General features: G+C 61.7%; 13 protein-coding genes and 1 pseudogene. 5 read left to right on the top strand and 9 right to left on the bottom strand.

Annotated features, from left to right (window positions below):
- Positions 1 to 84 precede the first annotated feature (84 nt).
- Positions 85 to 789, top strand: coding sequence for a hypothetical protein (locus tag AB7531_RS25130; RefSeq protein WP_231144920.1), 705 nt, complete (start codon positions 85 to 87; stop codon positions 787 to 789).
- A 117-nt stretch (positions 790 to 906) separates the two neighbouring features.
- Here AB7531_RS25130 and AB7531_RS25125 read toward each other — a convergent pair whose 3' ends face one another.
- The 3 genes and pseudogenes from AB7531_RS25125 to AB7531_RS25115 all read right to left on the bottom strand — a co-directional run bounded on the left by AB7531_RS25125 (position 907) and on the right by AB7531_RS25115 (position 4813).
- Positions 907 to 1803, bottom strand: a complete 897-nt coding sequence (locus tag AB7531_RS25125; protein WP_341850557.1) for a hypothetical protein — start codon at positions 1801 to 1803, stop codon at positions 907 to 909.
- A 309-nt stretch (positions 1804 to 2112) separates the two neighbouring features.
- Positions 2113 to 3072 carry an MBL fold metallo-hydrolase gene (locus AB7531_RS25120; protein WP_224581010.1) on the bottom strand — a complete coding sequence of 320 codons (960 nt, stop codon included), beginning with the start codon at positions 3070 to 3072 and terminating at the stop codon, positions 2113 to 2115.
- A 59-nt stretch (positions 3073 to 3131) separates the two neighbouring features.
- Positions 3132 to 4813, bottom strand: a pseudogene (locus AB7531_RS25115) (winged helix-turn-helix domain-containing tetratricopeptide repeat protein).
- A gap of 229 nt (positions 4814 to 5042) precedes the next feature.
- Between AB7531_RS25115 and AB7531_RS25110 the strand changes: the two are divergent.
- Both AB7531_RS25110 and AB7531_RS25105 read left to right on the top strand, forming a co-directional pair.
- Complete coding sequence (locus AB7531_RS25110; RefSeq protein WP_441280151.1) at positions 5043 to 5993, top strand: helix-turn-helix domain-containing protein; 951 nt, start codon at positions 5043 to 5045, stop codon at positions 5991 to 5993.
- Positions 5994 to 6341: 348 nt separating this feature from the next.
- Positions 6342 to 7964, top strand: a complete 1623-nt coding sequence (locus AB7531_RS25105; RefSeq protein ID WP_063983614.1) for an ABC-F family ATP-binding cassette domain-containing protein — start codon at positions 6342 to 6344, stop codon at positions 7962 to 7964.
- 189 nt (positions 7965 to 8153) lie between these two features.
- Here AB7531_RS25105 and AB7531_RS25100 read toward each other — a convergent pair whose 3' ends face one another.
- Positions 8154 to 10388 carry an alkaline phosphatase family protein gene (locus AB7531_RS25100; protein ID WP_441280150.1) on the bottom strand — a complete coding sequence of 745 codons (2235 nt, stop codon included), beginning with the start codon at positions 10386 to 10388 and terminating at the stop codon, positions 8154 to 8156.
- A 234-nt stretch (positions 10389 to 10622) separates the two neighbouring features.
- Between AB7531_RS25100 and AB7531_RS25095 the strand changes: the two genes are divergently transcribed.
- Positions 10623 to 11498 carry an MBL fold metallo-hydrolase gene (locus tag AB7531_RS25095; protein ID WP_063983613.1) on the top strand — a complete coding sequence of 292 codons (876 nt, stop codon included), beginning with the start codon at positions 10623 to 10625 and terminating at the stop codon, positions 11496 to 11498.
- A gap of 79 nt (positions 11499 to 11577) precedes the next feature.
- Here AB7531_RS25095 and AB7531_RS25090 read toward each other — a convergent pair whose 3' ends face one another.
- From AB7531_RS25090 to AB7531_RS25080, 3 genes are all read right to left on the bottom strand, one after another.
- Complete coding sequence (locus AB7531_RS25090; protein ID WP_354075822.1) at positions 11578 to 12201, bottom strand: septal ring lytic transglycosylase RlpA family protein; 624 nt, start codon at positions 12199 to 12201, stop codon at positions 11578 to 11580.
- A gap of 259 nt (positions 12202 to 12460) precedes the next feature.
- Positions 12461 to 12955 carry a hypothetical protein gene (locus AB7531_RS25085; RefSeq protein ID WP_063983612.1) on the bottom strand — a complete coding sequence of 165 codons (495 nt, stop codon included), beginning with the start codon at positions 12953 to 12955 and terminating at the stop codon, positions 12461 to 12463.
- Positions 12956 to 13049: 94 nt separating this feature from the next.
- Positions 13050 to 14159 carry a DUF937 domain-containing protein gene (locus tag AB7531_RS25080; RefSeq protein WP_063983611.1) on the bottom strand — a complete coding sequence of 370 codons (1110 nt, stop codon included), beginning with the start codon at positions 14157 to 14159 and terminating at the stop codon, positions 13050 to 13052.
- 647 nt (positions 14160 to 14806) lie between these two features.
- Here AB7531_RS25080 and AB7531_RS25075 point away from each other — a divergent pair.
- Complete coding sequence (locus tag AB7531_RS25075; RefSeq protein WP_321576634.1) at positions 14807 to 15304, top strand: DUF3551 domain-containing protein; 498 nt, start codon at positions 14807 to 14809, stop codon at positions 15302 to 15304.
- 53 nt (positions 15305 to 15357) lie between these two features.
- Here AB7531_RS25075 and AB7531_RS25070 read toward each other — a convergent pair whose 3' ends face one another.
- The gene (locus AB7531_RS25070; protein WP_063983610.1) at positions 15358 to 16332 is read right to left on the bottom strand and encodes an ABC transporter substrate-binding protein; all 975 of its coding nucleotides are present in this window, start codon (positions 16330 to 16332) and stop codon (positions 15358 to 15360) included.
- Between the two features lie 54 nt (positions 16333 to 16386).
- Positions 16387 to 16743, bottom strand: coding sequence for a PilZ domain-containing protein (locus AB7531_RS25065; RefSeq protein ID WP_063986409.1), 357 nt, complete (start codon positions 16741 to 16743; stop codon positions 16387 to 16389).
- Positions 16744 to 16923: the final 180 nt, after the last annotated feature.

Raw genomic sequence — 16923 nt, 5'->3', positions numbered from 1 at the left:
CTGGCAAGCCGACCGATCGGCTGATTTATGGGATCACGGCCTAGGTAGCCCGCGATTCTTTTCTGATTTTGTGGGCTTATTGAATTGCTGGACGGACTCTACAAGGTTGAATACGGCGTCAACGATGCGTTCGGCCGCAGCATCATGTGCCTGCATGACGGTAAGATGCTGGGCGGCAATTCGGCCTTCGCGCACCTTGGAACCTATGTCGAGCGCGACGGCGAGATCGTCGCCGAGGTGATCACCGAACGGCACAACGAGGATCCCAATCACAAGCCGCTGATGGGAGCCGATATCGCCTCGATCGGTGCGCGCGGGCGGCTCACCGGCAACCAGATCCGTCTCGAGGGTGGCGCGGACACCATGCCGGGCGCAAAATTCTGGGCCAATCTCACCCGGCTCGACGACGAGGGGTTGCCTCCGAGTGGTGCGGTCGGTCCGGGCGGCATCGCCAACGGACTCTATGGGATGAGCCTGCGCGCGCTTGACGGTGTCGATGCCGGATTATCAGGCGTGATGCTCCTGATCGACGGCCGCATCCTCGGCGGCGATGCGTTCTTCTACTATCTCGGCTCCTATTCGTCGGCGGATGGCCGCTGGAAGGGCGAGATGCTGAACCAGGAGCACACGCCGGCGAAGGGCGAAAACCCCGTGTTTGGCGGCTATGAGGTCGGGATCGGCTTCTCCGGAACCTGCACGGCGGATATCGGTGAGCTCGAAGGCATCGCGCTCGCCGGCAAGCGCAGCCTGCGCCTTGCAGCCTCGCTCAAGCTGATGCGGCGGGCCTAGGACGTATCCTCATCGAAGCCGCGTCGGCTTATGCCAAAAAGTGACATCGAAGTGGTCTGGGACGAATGTCGTCCTTGGGCCAGAGGCGGGAAGGCCAGTTCTTCTACCTCTCGCGCTTCATTTCATTGCAACATCGCGGTCGATGTCTTGCAGGTGCACGAAAGTTGCCCAAGCCTTTCGATATTCGCTGTCTGTGGGATCGATCGCAAGCAAGGCGCGACACGCCTCTTTGATTTCGTCCGACGAGGGACGCATCGCGACGTTGCCGGACGACTTGGCTTGGTTCCAGCGTTCCTCGACGCCTTTCGCCAAGGCGAGTGCTTCGGAGGGGCTCCGTTTCCGGGTTGACCTCGCCAAAGGGTGATCCGGAGGGAATTTGGGCCATGCGACGGGAGGCTGATCGGCTCGCCACTCACTCTCCTTGCCGGTCCCACGCTCTCCCGGCAAGTTTGCCTGGGCTCCATTGGCCGATTGAGGCGGGACAGTCCGTGCGCCCAGCTCGCGGAGCTGCTGCTCCATGGTCCCGCCGGACGCCGTTGCGCCTGCCGCAGGTGCACGCGTCGTCAGACCTGACACAGTTGAGGTGCCGGCCTGCGGAGCAACCTTCTGAACGGTTTGCGCAACGGACAGCATGCCAGGCGAAAGAGCAGGCTTCTGCTGCGCGACCTTGTCATTTTCAGTGGGGCAAGGCCGAAATCCCGAGCGCAGCTGCGTGATCCGGCCGTCGTCGTCGATGCGGGCAAAGTCAACGGCCACAGTGTAGACGAAAGCGGCATCGATGGATTGGCCGGATTTGTCTCTGGCGTTGACGGCGCCGCAAACATATCGCGCCGCGTCGGCCTCGACTGAACGCAATGCGCTGAATTTGGCCGAGTCCGGATCGATCAGCACGCGCCGAACTGCTGCGCGAGCTTTCATGTGCTCGTTAGAGAAGATGCTGAGCACGACATCCGGATTGAACATGTCGGGCTGGTAGTACCACTTGTACTCCACAGCAAGGAATGCTGCGGCCAAAGGCCGTCGCGATCAGGAAAGCAGATGCATTCATGGATTTGGTCGGGCAATGGAACCCGGTATGGTTGTTGTTATCTTCTTGAACCATTTATGATGGAATCTACTAACAATCCGTAAATTGGTTGCTCCCGCGATTTTCAACAACCGGTGGAAGAGCCACAGCTGGTTTTGCTCAAGGGGGCAGTTGCCGGTGCGGGAAACACACTGACCAAAGTCAACCAAGGGGGCACAGGCTGACGCCTGACGGGTGGCAGCGGCAGGTCCGCTGTGGGCCATAACCGGACATCAACCAGCGAAGGACCGTGGGTCTCACAGCACTGGCGTACACTGCATGTCTGCTCCGACGATGAGCGGCCCGTTGTAGGCAGTTCGCAAATCAGCGATGGCGGCATCGAGTTCAAACAGACCGAAATGACTGACGATGAGCTGCTTGACCGCAGCCTCTTGGGCAACGCGTCCGACGACTGCCGGTGTTGCGTGCAAGGGAACATTCGCACCGGGCGGGATTGCAAGATGCATGATCAGGAGGTTCGCGCCCTTTGCGAATTCGACGAAGCCTGGATCGGTGCCGTTTTGGTCGGAGCTAAACACGATCGACACATTTCCGGTCTGCACGCGATAGGCCAAGGTTGGCATATTTCCATGCGGGATTTTCCGTGCCGTGACTGTCGTTCCCTCGCGCTGCAAAACCACGGATGGATCGCTTTTGACAGCGTCAATCACTCCGACATCAAGTCGAACGCCACCCGCCACAACGCGCCCCATATCGGGCCGCACGCCGCTGCCCCCGTATGAGCCGCCTAACGCCGATCCGAGCACTGGAAATGCGCCAGTCTTCTCGTCAAAAAGCCTGTTGAGGAAAATCGCAAAGTCAGGGGCCGCATCGTTGCCTGTAGGACCGAAAACCTTGAGAGGTTCCTTGCGGACCTCGTGGCTCAGCCAAAGGAACGCTGGCAAGTCGGAAACGTGATCTGGATGAAGATGGCTTATTCCGACCATCCACAAGTCTTCGAGTTTGGCTTGCGATTCACCAAAGCGGTGTTGAGCACCACCGCCCATGTCGATGAGTATTCTTGCGCGCCCCTCGATCCAGACCAGATAACTCGTCGATGCCCGAGTGGGATTCATTCTGGGGCCACCAGAACCGAGGATTTGCACGTCGAGCGGCGTTGTACCGCAACTCTGTCCGAAAGCGCTCAAACTGCTCAGTGACGCACAGAAAATTCCCAGCAAGAAAATAACCGGAAGCCGAACCATGAAGACACCCATGTTGTTCAAACAGAGTCTATCAAATCGGTCTTGCAAATTTCACGACAGGGCCGAGATGGTCATTCGGGCAGCCCTGCTTGCCGCAATCCTTCCTCATATCGCGCGACGTCCTCAGCACGTCGATAAGGGCCAAGCACATCTTTGAGATTGGAAACGCGCAGCGTGGGGCTGAGTTCTCGCAGCCGAGCCACGGCCTTGTGTGCTTGCTCCGGCCGACCGGCCATTGCGTTGCTTGCGGCGGTGATCCGTAATCCAGGCCGATAGTCCGGGCTGCACTGCAATGCCATTGCCGCCCATGATGCCGCTTCGTCATAGCGGTCCAAAAAGAAATGTGCATACGCGGTCCCGGCTCGCATGCCCATCAGCCACGGATCAAGTGGGCTCAGGCGAATGGCTCGTGCGAAGCGCTCGATCGCCGATTCCGGCTCGCCGAGCCAGAGTTTTACCCAGCCGCCGAAATTCCATGCCTCAGCCAAATTGGAATTAAGCGCGATCGCGCGATCAACTAAGCCGGCACCTACCCCGAGATCCCCAACAACAAACGCTAACGCATTCCCGCCAGCGGAGAGCGCGTTCGCGTCATCCTTGCCCAACTCAACTGCCCGTTGGGTGAGCTTCTTCACTTCGGCAATCGCGTTCGCCGTGTCCGGAATCCAGCCATTGATCCTGGCAATGAGGTAGCAAAAGGCTGCGCGACCGTAGGCGGTGGCAAATTCCGGGTCGAGCTCTATCGCGCGGTTGAACAGACGCAATGCCTCGTCGTTCGCTTGCCGGTTACCAAACTGATGAAGCCGGGCCAGACCGCGCAAATAGTGGGCATAGGCGTCGAGACTAGCGGTCGGCTTGCGTTTGGCGCGCTCGATCTCAGCTTTCTCCACCGCAGGCGCGATCGCCCCGACAACGCTTTCAGTCACCTGGTCCTGCAAATCGAAGATGTCGCCGAGCTCGCCATCAAACCGATCGGCCCAAATATGTGCTCCAGTAGCGGTATCGACGAGTTGTCCCGTAATGCGCACTCGGTTTGCCGCCTTGCGAACGCTCCCTTCCAACACGTAGCGCACCCCAAGCTCGCGCCCCACCTGCTTCACGTCGACAGCGCGCGCCTTGTAGGTGAAGCTGGAGTTTCGGGCGATGACAAATGGCGCCTTGAAACGGGACAGCGCCGTGATGATGTCCTCGGCCATTCCATCGGCAAAGTATTCCTGTTCGACATCGCCAGACATATTCTGAAACGGAAGCACCGCAATGGAAGGCCTGTCGGGCAGCGGAGGCGGACTCCCGGCCTCGGCAGCAAAAACTGGCGCAGCCTCTCGCGTTTCCGTCGGCGCATCGACCTCAAAGGCCCTGATTGGCTCCTGAATGTTCTTTACATGTTGAACGCCAAGATCCGTACCTGGGTCTGTGACCGAGGCTCGCGCGGGCAATTCTTCCTCGGTGATCTCGCCAACAAACCGGAAGCCTCTGCGAGAAACCGTCCGGATCAGGCGTTGCCCTTGCCGGTATCCCCGATTGCCTTGCGCACGGCATTGACGTGGCTGGTCAGCGTGGATTCGGACACGATCCGTCCTTCCCACACCGCCTTCAGAAGATCGTCCCTTGTCACGACCTGTTCCCGGTTTCGGACCAGGAAGAGCAGCAGGTCGAACACCTTCGGTCCGATGGGGATGAGCTCGGAGCCTCGCTTGAGCTCGCGCCGGTTGGCATCGAGACAATAATCTTCGAATAGAACGACACTTGTGATCCTTCCTGGACAAGAAGCCAAGGAAAACTCGATCGCAATTCAGGCCGGCTGCAAGGTCTTTTCCGTTCGAAACAGTACACATTTTCTCACCCTTCGGGAACGAGGGTTCGAGAAATGGTTGGCCCGCCTGCACTCGACGCGCACTGACGTTCGCAAACAACGCAACAAACCTGGCCGAGCCGAGGCAGGCTTACCACCTGCATCGCCTCCCGAGTGCGAGGATACGTTCATGAACAAGCATATCTTGCGCGCTTCCCTGGAGGACGCGTCACTTGCGCCTGAGGCGTGCCAAGTCACTCCGGCTCATGCCGAGCGCCCTCCCGCCGGTGCAGAAATGGCGCGGGTGCTCGGGACCACGCCATTTCAAATGGCTTTGGATTCCTCCGGCGCCGGAATCGCCCACTGGAAGCATGACCCGCTGCACGACGTCGTCGCGCCCATGAGCCATCACGTCATCATGGCTTACAACGGCACGGTGCGGCGCATGGAGCGGCGGATGGGAAGCGCGGTTGCGATCGGTACGTTTCGTCCCGGAGTCGTGATCATCATCCCCGAAGGATCGAGCTCCCGGTGGGATATTCCGAAACCTGTCGATGTCATCCAACTCTATCTTCCGCACGCCACGCTCGAGCGGGTTGCAGGCGAGGTCGACAGCGCCACCTCGACCGATCTGCTGGAGCGAACGGCGCATCCCGACCCCATTACATCCCGATTGCTCCTGACCGCGACCGACGCCGTGGTGGGCAATGTCGTCGTGGATACACTGTTCAGGCATCAGCTGATGGACCTCTTGGCCACGCGCCTGCTGGCGGCGCATGTCGGCGCGCCGTCCACGTTCCAGCCGACGCGGGGCGGCCTCTCACCGGTCGTATTGCGCCGCGCCATCGAGCGCCTGCACTCGGACATCGACGCTGACGTATCGCTCGCGGCGCTCGCTTCTGATGCCGGTCTTTCGCGATTCCACTTCTGCCGCGCCTTCAAGGAAAGCACCGGGCTTTCCCCACATGCCTGGCGGCGCCAGCAACGGCTCGAGGAGGCCAAAAACATGCTGCGCGGCACCGACGCGTCGGTCATCTCGATCGCGGTCGCGCTCGGCTATTCTTCCCAGACCGCGTTCGCCGCCGCCTTCAGGAAGCTGACTGGGGACACCCCGAGCAATTGGCGACGGCGTGCACGTTGACAGCATCGCCTATGCTGGGAACAGCATCATTGCGAGAAAGGCTCCCGGATGCAGGCGGGCAAAAGAAGGTCCCATGACCGCTATGGGTCACAAGCCGACGCCTGACGGGCGGTAGCGGCAAGTCCGCTATATGGGACATTGGCGGACGTCACGCCTTGCCGCTCGCACAGCGCGCTTCGGCTGGAAGCGGACAGCGAGACGGCAGGCAGCGGGCGCGAAGCGTCGCGTCGGGATGAATTACAGGAAGCTGGCGTCTGGCGGGGTGGAATCCGGGCCCGGCCGGGCTTCCCCTGGCGGCCGGCATGGCCTATGACGCTGCAACGCAAAAAATCCTCCCAAAAAGACCCCATGATCCGCCTCGACAACGTCAGCAAGCAAGCCGGCCACCAGATCCTGTTCATCGAAGCCTCCGCCGCCCTTAACAAGGGCGAGAAGATCGGGCTCGTCGGCCCGAATGGGGCCGGAAAGACCACTTTGTTCCGGATGATTGCCGGTGAGGAACTGCCCGACGAGGGGCAGGTCTCGACTGATCGCGGCATCACGATCGGCTATTTCAACCAGGACGTCGGCGAGATGAGCGGCCGCAGCGCCGTGGCCGAGGTGATGGATGGCGCAGGTCCCGTCAGCGAGGTCGCAGCCGAGTTGCGCGAGCTCGAGGCCGCGATGGCCGACCCCGACAAGGCCGACCAGATGGACGAGATCATCGCGCGCTATGGCGAGGTGCAGCACGCGTTCGAGGAACTCGACGGCTATGCGCTCGACGGCCGCGCGCGCGAGGCGCTGTCCGGCCTCGGCTTCAGCCAGGAGATGATGGACGGCGATGTCGGCAAGCTTTCCGGCGGCTGGAAGATGCGCGTGGCGCTGGCGCGTATTCTTTTGATGCGCCCCGACGTCATGCTGCTCGACGAGCCGAGCAACCATCTCGATCTCGAAAGCCTGATCTGGCTGGAAAAATTCCTGCACGATTTCGAAGGCACGCTGCTGATGACCTCGCATGATCGCGAGTTCATCAACCGCGTGATCTCCAAGGTGATCGAGATCGATTCCGGCTCGCTCACGACCTATACCGGCGACTACGAGTTCTACGAGCAGCAGCGGGCGCAGAACGAGAAGCAGCAGCAGGCGCAGTTCGAGCGCCAGCAGGCCATGCTCGCCAAGGAGATCAAGTTCATCGAGCGTTTCAAGGCGCGCGCGTCTCATGCCGCCCAGGTGCAGAGCCGGGTGAAGAAGCTCGACAAGATCGAGCGGGTCGAGCCGCCGCGCCGCCGCCAGACCGTGGCATTCGATTTTCCGCCGGCGCCGCGCTCGGGCGAGGACGTCGTGGCGCTCAAGAACGTCTACAAGGGTTACGGCAGCAAGCGCATCTATGACGGCCTCGATTTCATGATCCGCCGCAGGGAGCGCTGGTGCGTGATGGGCGTCAACGGCGCCGGCAAGTCGACGCTGCTCAAGCTGATCGCCGGTGCGAGCGAGCCGGACGAGGGCACGGTGGCAGTCGGCGGCAGCGTCAAGATGGGCTATTTCGCTCAGCACGCGATGGATCTGCTCGACGGTGAGCGCACCGTGTTTCAGTCGCTCGAAGACCAGTTTCCGACCGCGGGGCAGGGGTCGTTGCGCGCGCTCGCCGGCTGTTTCGGCTTCTCCGGCGACGATGTCGAGAAGCGCTGCCGCGTACTGTCGGGCGGCGAGAAGGCGCGCCTCGTGATGGCCAAGATGCTGTTCGACCCGCCGAACTTCCTGGTGCTGGACGAGCCGACCAACCATCTCGACCTCGCCACCAAGGAGATGCTGATCACGGCGCTGGCGGATTTCGAGGGCACCATGCTGTTCGTCTCGCATGACCGCCACTTCCTGGCGACGCTGTCGAACCGCGTGCTGGAACTGACGCCGGAAGGCATCCACCAGTTCGGCGGCGGCTACACCGAATATGTCGCGCGCACCGGGCAGGAAGCGCCGGGGTTGCGGTCTTAATTGGAAGCCGTAGCCCGGATGGAGCGAAGGGCCATCCGGGATTCGTTCCACGCGAGCGGTCGCGTGATGCAGTTGCTCCGGCCCCGGATTGCGCTTCGCTCCATCCGGGCTGCAACCAAATCGAGAGACTCGCAATGAACTAGCGGGATGGGCGGCGGTACAGCACCCATCCGTTGTGGCCCTCAATCGCTATCGCAAAATCTCGCGCAGCACCTCGCCATCGACCTGGTGCGGTCTGACGCCCAGGATCTGCATGATGGTCGGCGCGACGTCGAGATTGTGCATGCGTCGGATCGTGGTGTTGTTGCGGATCTGCGGGCCGGCGGCGATGAAGGTCGCGCTCATCACCGGCAGCTTGGGATCGTGGCCGTGGGCACCGTAGAAGTTTGGCATCGACAGCGTGGTCGTCGCCGCATTGAACGGAGCATCGCCGAGCCGGGCGACGCCGGGGCTCTGGATGCCGTCGAAATTGTACCCCGGGGCCATCAGCGCGAATACGTCGCCAAAGTCCTGACCGATGGTCTTGCTGGTGCACTGTCCGAGCCCGGCCTCGCATTGTAGCGGGCGGGTCTCGACCACCGTGAACAGCCGCCCGTCCTCGAGCGAAGCGTTGAATTTGGGGTTGGGATCGACGGCATTCCTCACGGCCTCGGTGATCTGCGTCACCAGCGACTTGTAGGTGGCAGGATCGACGGTGCCACCCTGTTCGCGCTGTTGCAGGTTGACGTAGATGTTGGCCGCCGGACCGGAGGTGCGGATCGCCACCTTGGTGGTGTCGATGCCGGCGTTCTTCAGGATATTGGCCATGCTGACCGAGGTGTGGAACGGCGCAAAGCCGTGGTCCGACACGACGATGACGTTGCTGTCCGGCCCTGCGGCATCGGCGATCCGCTTCACCGCCTTGTCCGCGGTCTGATAGGCGAAGCGAATGTAGGACTTGTAGCGGGCGACCTTGGCTGCGTCCTGGTTGGCCCCGATCGAGTTCGGGTCCTTCGGGTTGGTGCCCTGGCGCGGGTCGGTGAGCAGGAACTGATGCTCGGAGCCGTCGGGCTGCTCGATATAGACCATCACGAGATCGGCGTCGGGATTGTTCAGGATGGCGCGCTCGCCGATATCCGCCTGATAGCGCACGAAGGTCTTGACCATGTCCTCGAACATCGCCTCGATCTCGATGTCCGGGAAATTGGTGAAGCCCGGGCTCAGCCGCTCCGGAATGCGGAAGTCGGCCTGCGGACGCCAGAAGCCGATAGTGTTGTTGATGTCGTCGACGTCGGTCAGGACCGGTGCGTTGCGCGGAATGAAGTTGGCGCCGTAACGGGCGAAGCGCACCACCGAGAGATCGGGCGCGAGCTGCGAGACGAAGTAGGCCGCACCGACCTTGGCGCCGCTGCCGTCGAAGAAGAACGGCGCGTTCTCGCCACCGAACTTCGCATAGGCCGGTCCGGTCGCCGGGGGCTTGAACGGTCCAGCCGTAATGCCGCGCGTGGCGTCGAAGAACACAAGCGTGTCGTAGTTCACCCTGCTGTCATTGGTGGTGTCGAGCGCCGCTACCCGGATCGCATATTTGATGTCCTGGGTAGCCGCGTTGGTGCAGGTTGCGGTCGGAGCGGATGCGCATGAGAACGTCTCGATCGGCGCGGAGGTTGCCAGCACCGGGCTGAACGAGAAGCGGCCAGCCGCCTGGAGGGCCGTGGCCACGGCCGGATCGGCGGCGAGGTCCGCCGATGTGAGCGAAAAGCCCTGGGCGCCGATACCGCCGAATGCGCCGAACGGCACGGTGTAGTCGGTGATGCGGATCGGCTGGGCCGGTTGCACCACCGTGCCGTTGATCGAGATGTCGGCGCCGTCGCCGCCCGGCCACGTCGCAGTGACGACTTTCCTGCCCTGCTGGCGCAGTTGCACCCACAGCGGCAATGCCGTCGGACGCGGCGAGGGCCCGAGCGGGCTCTCGCGATAGCCGCCGATCGGCGCGGCGAAACCGCTGAGGCTCGACGTAACCGGCCCGACGATCGCCTGATAGGTGTTCGAGGGAATGTCGTTGTGGACGGCGGTCGAGCCGGTGGCGATCTCGATATGCGAGACGGCGGTAAGTGACGGCGACGCCGTGATGTTTTGCTGCGCCACCGCGCCATGGCGGCTCAGCCGCGCCAGAGCGCCGTCGCGCGGCAGTACGCCTTCGTCGATAAATTGCTGGATGAAATCGGGCTTTGCACCGTCGAGCGAGATGACGACTACCGGCGGCGAGCGGTGTCCGTGATGATGGTCGCGATCGTGGTCGCGATCCCTGGAATTGTCGAAGCCGCGGTCGCGGCCGTTGTCGTCCTGATCGGCGTGCGCCGGAATTGCGGTGCCAGCCAGCGATGCGGCGAGCGATATCGACGAGATCAGGGAGAAGAGCGCCTTCATGTCCACGTGGTGCCCCATGTTTCTTGCTGCGCAACCTGCGCGGGTTTGACCTGGAATGACGCGGGGATTATCGAGCGTGGCCCACGACGCGCGTGTGACGCCTCGGCGACGTGTGTGCGTCGTTGAGATAACGCGGCGTGGCTGTGGTCACGTCACACCGAAATCAAGGTCCCGGCCGCACAGACATGCGCATATGAGCCTTGAGCACTGCGAACTCGCTCGTTACGCTGAAGAAAAAGCGGGAGGAGACGCGTGAAGCAACTGCGGATCGGCGACATCACCATCGATGCGGTGATCGAGCGGGAAGGGCCGTGGCGGCGGCCGCAGGATTTCTTCCCGGCCTATGACGAGGGCGTGTTCGCCCGTCATCTGCCGACGATGGAGCCGGAGGTGTTCGATGCCGCGCGCGGCATGATGGTGATCACCTATCAGACCTTCGTGGTGCGCACGCCGCGCTACACCATCCTCGTCGACACCTGCACCGGCGAGGACAAGGGCCATCCGCCGCCGTTCGACTTTCCCGGCAAGGTGCGCTGGCGCAACGAATTGTTCGCGCTCGGCATCTCTTTCGAGCAGATCGACTACGTCTTCTGCACGCATCTGCACATCGATCACACCGGCTGGAATACGACCTTGCGCGACGGGCGCTGGGTGCCGACGTTTCCGAATGCAAAGTACGTCTTTCACAAGGGCGAGTACGCGGCCTGGGAGGCGGAGAATGCCAAAGGCAACAACCCGCCCGGCACCGTCTTCCGCGACAACTGCCTGCCGATCGTCGAGGCCGGGCAGGCGCTGCTGGTGGACGACGACTACGCGCTCGATGACACCGTCACGCTGACGCCGACGCCGGGGCACTCACCTTGTCATTGCTGCGTGAATATCTTTTCGAAGGGGCGCCGCGCGGTGGTCGCGGGCGATCTCATGCATCACCAGATCCAGTGCCGCGAGCCGGACTGGTCGGCGAAGCCGGATTGGGATGCCAGGCAGTCGGCGGTGTCGCGACGAAAGTTATTCGCCTCCGTTGCGGACACCGACACGCTGATCCTGCCGATCCATTTTCCGGCTCCGACGGTCGGGCTGATCAAGCCGCTGGATGGGGCGTTCGACTATCGGTTCAAGCGGGACTAGGCCGTGTACGCCCAAATCAGTCCTTTCCCGCCGTATTGATCACGGCCCGGCCGCCGTCGATATATGAAATTGGCGGCCATTATCGAACGATTTCAAGCGTGACATTGACCACGCCGATCTTGATCATTCCAAGGGCTGCGGCCGCACCCGATGTAACGTCGATGATGCGTCCATGAACAAATGGACCGCGGTCGTTGACTCTCACGATCACGGACTTTTTGTTCAAGACATTAGTCACGCGCAGGCGCGTTCCGAAAGGCAAGGACGGATGCGCCGCATGCAGCGCATGCTTGTTGAACCTCTCGCCGCTCGCGGTCATCTGGTCTTCCGAGTAGAAACTCGCAAGCCCAAACAGTGGGGTTTCCCTTCTGGGATGCTTTTTATGAAATGCATGCTGATGGTTGCTCTTCCGATGCGTTGCTCGCCGAATGTCGCCGTGAGCTTTCGGGCCTTGCCCTGCTGCGCGCTGACGCCGTCGCGGTGATTTCGTGGCAAGCGAGGGGAGGTCGTTGGCGTTTGGCGAACCGTTTGCGTCGCGGGTATGGTCATGCACTTCCAGTGGCGTTGCGCCAGGGACAATCGCCGACTTCGTTATTCGACCGAACTTCGCATGCGCAGAGTCAATTCCACCATCGAATGCGATGCATGATGCAGCAATCGCGGTAGCAGCGAGCAGTGCAGGTTGACCGCTCCATCGTTTCATGATGGCCCCCCCAGCGCCTCAGCTGGTTGGAGTAGTTCGGTTCCAGGAATTGCCGGCTTTGACATATGTCAACGTTGCCGTGGAAGGCAGCGGAGTTGCCATTTCGGTCAGCGCCCAGCCGACGCGCAACGAGAATTTGCCCAACTGCCCGCACATCGCCGCAAAGAACAGCCGCTGGCCTTGGGGAAGCCAGCGGCTCTGGCATCCCGCAAACCAATGGTGCAGGGCGCGTAGAGGTGGGCCGTGCGGCCCACCGAGATCAGATGCCAAGCGCGCTGGAGATTTCGCCGAGGGTTGCTTTCTCGGCGTCGCTGACCTGAACGCCCCCACCGAACCACCCTCCGCCTTCCGATGCAGCCTCAGCCGTCTTTTGACTAATCTGACGCAGCCAGCCCTTGAAAGCCGCGGCATCATCCGGAGCTTTCGCAGCAAGCAGCGCCGTGACTTCATGCAACGATGCGATTGTCTTGGTCTTGATCTCGGCCGGCGTGCTCTTGCCGAGCTCCGCCTTCAACCCGTCATGAGCCGCGGCCCGGCCGTCGCTCGTCTGGAAGTCGGCGACCACAGCCTTTACCAAGGGGTTGGCATTGGGATCGGTGGCCGCCTGGGCGAGCGCGGTGCCGCCAGCAAATGATTCCTTCAGAAGGCCAAACAATCCGCTCGGTTCGGCAGCCGTAATGGCCATTCCAGCATTCATCGGGCTTCTCAGGAGGAGCGCCCATTCATCCTTGGTGAAACTGGTCTTGTCGGCCATGGAGTCTTCTCCTTTCATCTTGCAGGACGGGAGGGTGGGAAACACGTCCCGTCCTGAAGTGTGGCGAGTTTATTGCGTGTGACGTCTCTGGCTTTCAGGCTTTCGCCAACTGGTCGAGCTTGGCACGAAGATTGTCGATCACTGGCTTTGCGATCGTGCCGGCCGGTGTCGCCGAGACCTTGTCGCACATCTGATTGATGGCCGGCGCCGCCGCGACGATCAGCTTGGCAAGCGCGCGTCGCGCTTCCGGAGAAAGCTTGGCAGCTCGTGCCGTGACGCCATCCAGCTGTGAGATGGCGTCGTTGATCTTCGGCAGGGCCGCCTGCGCGCTAGCTTCATCGGTGATGGTCGGCAGTTGAGCCTGCAGCGTACCAAGGGACGAATTGACCTGGTTCGCCAGATTCACGCCGTCAACGGTCAGATCCGCGGGCGCCATGCCCACAGTTCCGGTTGAGGGCCGCGTAATGTTTGTACTCTGAGCGACCGTCGGCTCGGTCGGACGCTGAAGCGCATATATGGCAAGCCCGGCAACGATAACGAGCGCGGCGAGCCAATATGGCCATTGCGACCGGCCGGCGGCCATGGCGGCCTGGCTCGCGCCAGTGGCGCCGGAAACGCCGGCGATCCGGCTCCCTGTGGCGGCGGCCGAGGCCATTCCACTGCGTGCCTTGTCGATCAGGCCCGCGGCGCCGAGTTGATCACTGAGGCCCGATGGAATCGCCGCCATGATCTGATCTTTCTGCGAGCGCAGAAGCGATGCCAGTCCGTTTGCATCCATCCCGGCGTCATGCTGCTGCTTGCCGAGCATACCCAGGACCAGCGGCCCGACCACGGCGAGTAACGACTTGCCGCCGCCATCGCCCATTCCCGCGAAACTCCCGATCGCCTGGGCCATGGTATCCATGGTTCGGCCTCCAAGCAGTCCGGACAACATGCTCGAACCCGTCTGAGCCAGGTCCGGGGCGCCGGCGTTGCGCAACATATCCATGGGATTGCTGCCTTGCTGTTGTGACAGCAGTTTTGACAGTTGATTGGCGCCGGCCGGGGTTCCGACCAGATCCGACAGGCTGGCCAGTATTGTCGGGATGGCCGCTATTGCGGCCTTCTGCGTCGCGCTTCGGTCCATCCCAAGAAAGGAGGAAATCTGCGCAATGACTTCAGGGGTCAGGAGCTGTTGTGCAGCTGAAATGAGATTGACGGCCATGGCGGTCTCTCCACTACGTTGCAGGTCTGTTGGTTGCCCCCTAATTCGCGAATTTGATGTGACAGGCGTCGATGGTTCCGAACGTCGCCTATCGCCCAAGTTGAGATTGCATCGATAGTTCGACTCCTTGATCCAGATCAAAGGTCTTCGGTACAGGGCAAATGCGAAGAGTTCGGCGCGAGATATCCAGTGCGCTGCGGCCCATCAGGCGGACCTGGTTGAGAGGCATCGATATTTCGCTGACGGGCCAGGATTGGCTATCGGCTCCGAGCACCGCAATGCCCGCTAGCGGGCATGATGACGCGCAGTGGGATTGTACCAGAAGACAATTGTTCGTCGCGCGGACATCCACGTTACTGGCAGTGCGCGGGTGGGCTGCGGTCCGCGCCTCGATGACGGTCCCGGAACCTCACACTCAACCCAAGTCCGGGGCCGTCGTTTGGATAATCCAAATTGATCAGAAGGATCGTCGACCGCGTATCGAACTTCGCCAGTTTCTTGCTCGCAAGCCCTGGATGCGGGCGCGCGGCGCTAGCTTGCCCGCGCTGCGGATGTGAAGCCTCCCGCGAGAACGTTCAGCGGGGACGAGCTAGGGGATGCTCTCACCTGAATTGCGAGCAATGCGGAAAGACCAGTGATATTGCAGGATGGCGGCTGCAGGGTCTTTCCGAGCAAGGCTCAGGGCCACTTATCGGATGAGTTATGTCCGCCGGCCCGGGGCGAGCGCAGAGGTGCCGATGTGGGCACGAGGGACTCGTTCGCCGCTTTCGTCGAGCGACGACGCAGGAGCTATGAAGCGTCGCAAGCGTCTCCCGTCTCCACATGAGCGGCGGTCGAACCGGAAAGCTTGGATGATCCATTTGGAGGAGGCGGCGATGCGGATGCTCCGTTGGCTAATCCTGGGCAGTGCGGCGATCCTGGCGATCGCCTCGGCTACAGCCCAAACCTACGATCCCAGCCACCCCGTCTGCCTTCAGAGATGGGAGTGGGGTGGCAGCACCTATTTCGAGTGCGCTTATACGTCATGGGATCAATGCCGAGCGTCTGCGATCGGACTTTCCGCGATGTGCGTGGACAACCCGTATTGGCAGCGACCGCAGGCGAGGCTATCAGGCGGCCGCTTGCGTTCATCAACCCCGTACTGATGCGCCCGGCGACAGTCTCCCAAGCGCAATTTTCGCGCGCAGCATTTCCGTTGCTATTCGATCACCTCGTCGGCTCGGGCGGACAGCGTCATGGGAATGTCGAGACCAAGAGCCTTGGCGGTCTTGAGGTTGATATTCAGGATCACATCCGTCGTCTGCTGGACGGGAAGCTCCGCCGGACGGGCCCCTTTCAGAATGCGATCAACATAGCTTGCAGCACGTTGCCATAGTTTGAAAAGGTTGGCCGAGTACGACATCAGTCCTCCTCTCTGAGCCGAGTCGCGGAATGGATAGATCGCCGGCAAGCGCCGCTCTGCAGTGAACTCGATCAGGCGGGGAACGAGGGGTATCAGCGATGGATCGTCGGTGACGACGAGACCATCGAAGCCTCTCTCCCCAAGCGCGGCGAAGCTGTTGTCGATGTCCGCGCGCCGTATCGAGAGAGCCGTCAGCTCGATACCGAGACCGGGCGCCGCTTTCTGCATGAGTTCGACTTGGTTGGCGGTCGTCGGATTGTCAGGATTCCACAACACTGCGACACGGCGCACTTTCGGTGCCGCCTCCTTCAGCAGTTCCACCCACTTGACACCGTATTCGCCCGAGAGCTGCGACAGCCCGGTGATATTGCCGCCTGGTCGGGCAAGGCTTGCCACAAGACCGGCTCTGACCGGATCTCCGCTCATGCAGACGATCGGCACCGTGGACGTTGCACGTTGCGCAGCCTGCGAAATTGGTGTGCCTGGAGTCACGAGAACATCGACGTTGAGCGTGAGGAGTTCAGCGATCAATGCGGGAACGCGCTCCGGCTCTCCGTCGGCGTAGCGTTCTTCGAGCAGCAGGTTGCGCCCCACGACATATCCCAGGTCCGCAAGTCCCTGACGGAAGCCGGTCTGGTAGTACAAGTCCGTCCCGCGAACGCCACCCCAGACATAGCCAACCCGCGGCACCGCGGGTTGCTGCGCGTGGGCCGCGAGGGGCATGACGGTCACCGCAGCGCCGAGAAGCGCGACAAAATTGCGGCGTTTCATTCGGTCACCTCGCGACGCCCTACCGCTGCAATATGCACCCGCGCGGGCGAGGAGTCAGGTCGATACTTCCGGGCTAAAGACCCCGCCGCGGCACACGAGCCGGCGATCAAGTCGCACCACATTTGCGGGCGCGCCGGAATCGTTCGCTGCTTTTGGCGAGCGACGACGCAGGAGGAATAAAACGCCGCAGAGCGTCTCCTTTTTCCATACGACGCGGCAGTAGAAAATTCCGGAATGGCCGTCGAACGACAACACAAACTCGTCGGCAAATATGTAGTACGGCGTGGAAATGCGGGCACCCAAGGCGTTGATATCGCGCACCAAGCACGGATGAGTCCCGTGAATTTCACCAAACGATAGCCGCGCGGCCCGGTTGATCGGTATGCGCTTCATTGCACGACGTTCGATCATGGCGAGATGCTCCCAATGAAAGACGATCGCACTCGACGAAGTCACTTTCCCGGTCCCGCCGATATCCGGAAAACGGCAATTCCCGCACGTTGATCTGTGCGGCTCACGCTAACAAGCAGCGTTGTTGTCTTATTAAAATTGGATCGAATTGGTGGTTAATTCGAACGGCTTGACGACGAT

The organism is Bradyrhizobium sp. 63_E2_N1_3 (assembly GCF_052076005.1).
Lineage (GTDB): Bacteria > Pseudomonadota > Alphaproteobacteria > Rhizobiales > Xanthobacteraceae > Bradyrhizobium > Bradyrhizobium barranii.
Note: the sequence above shows the minus strand (reverse complement) of the source record. Positions and strands in the feature narration are given on the sequence as shown.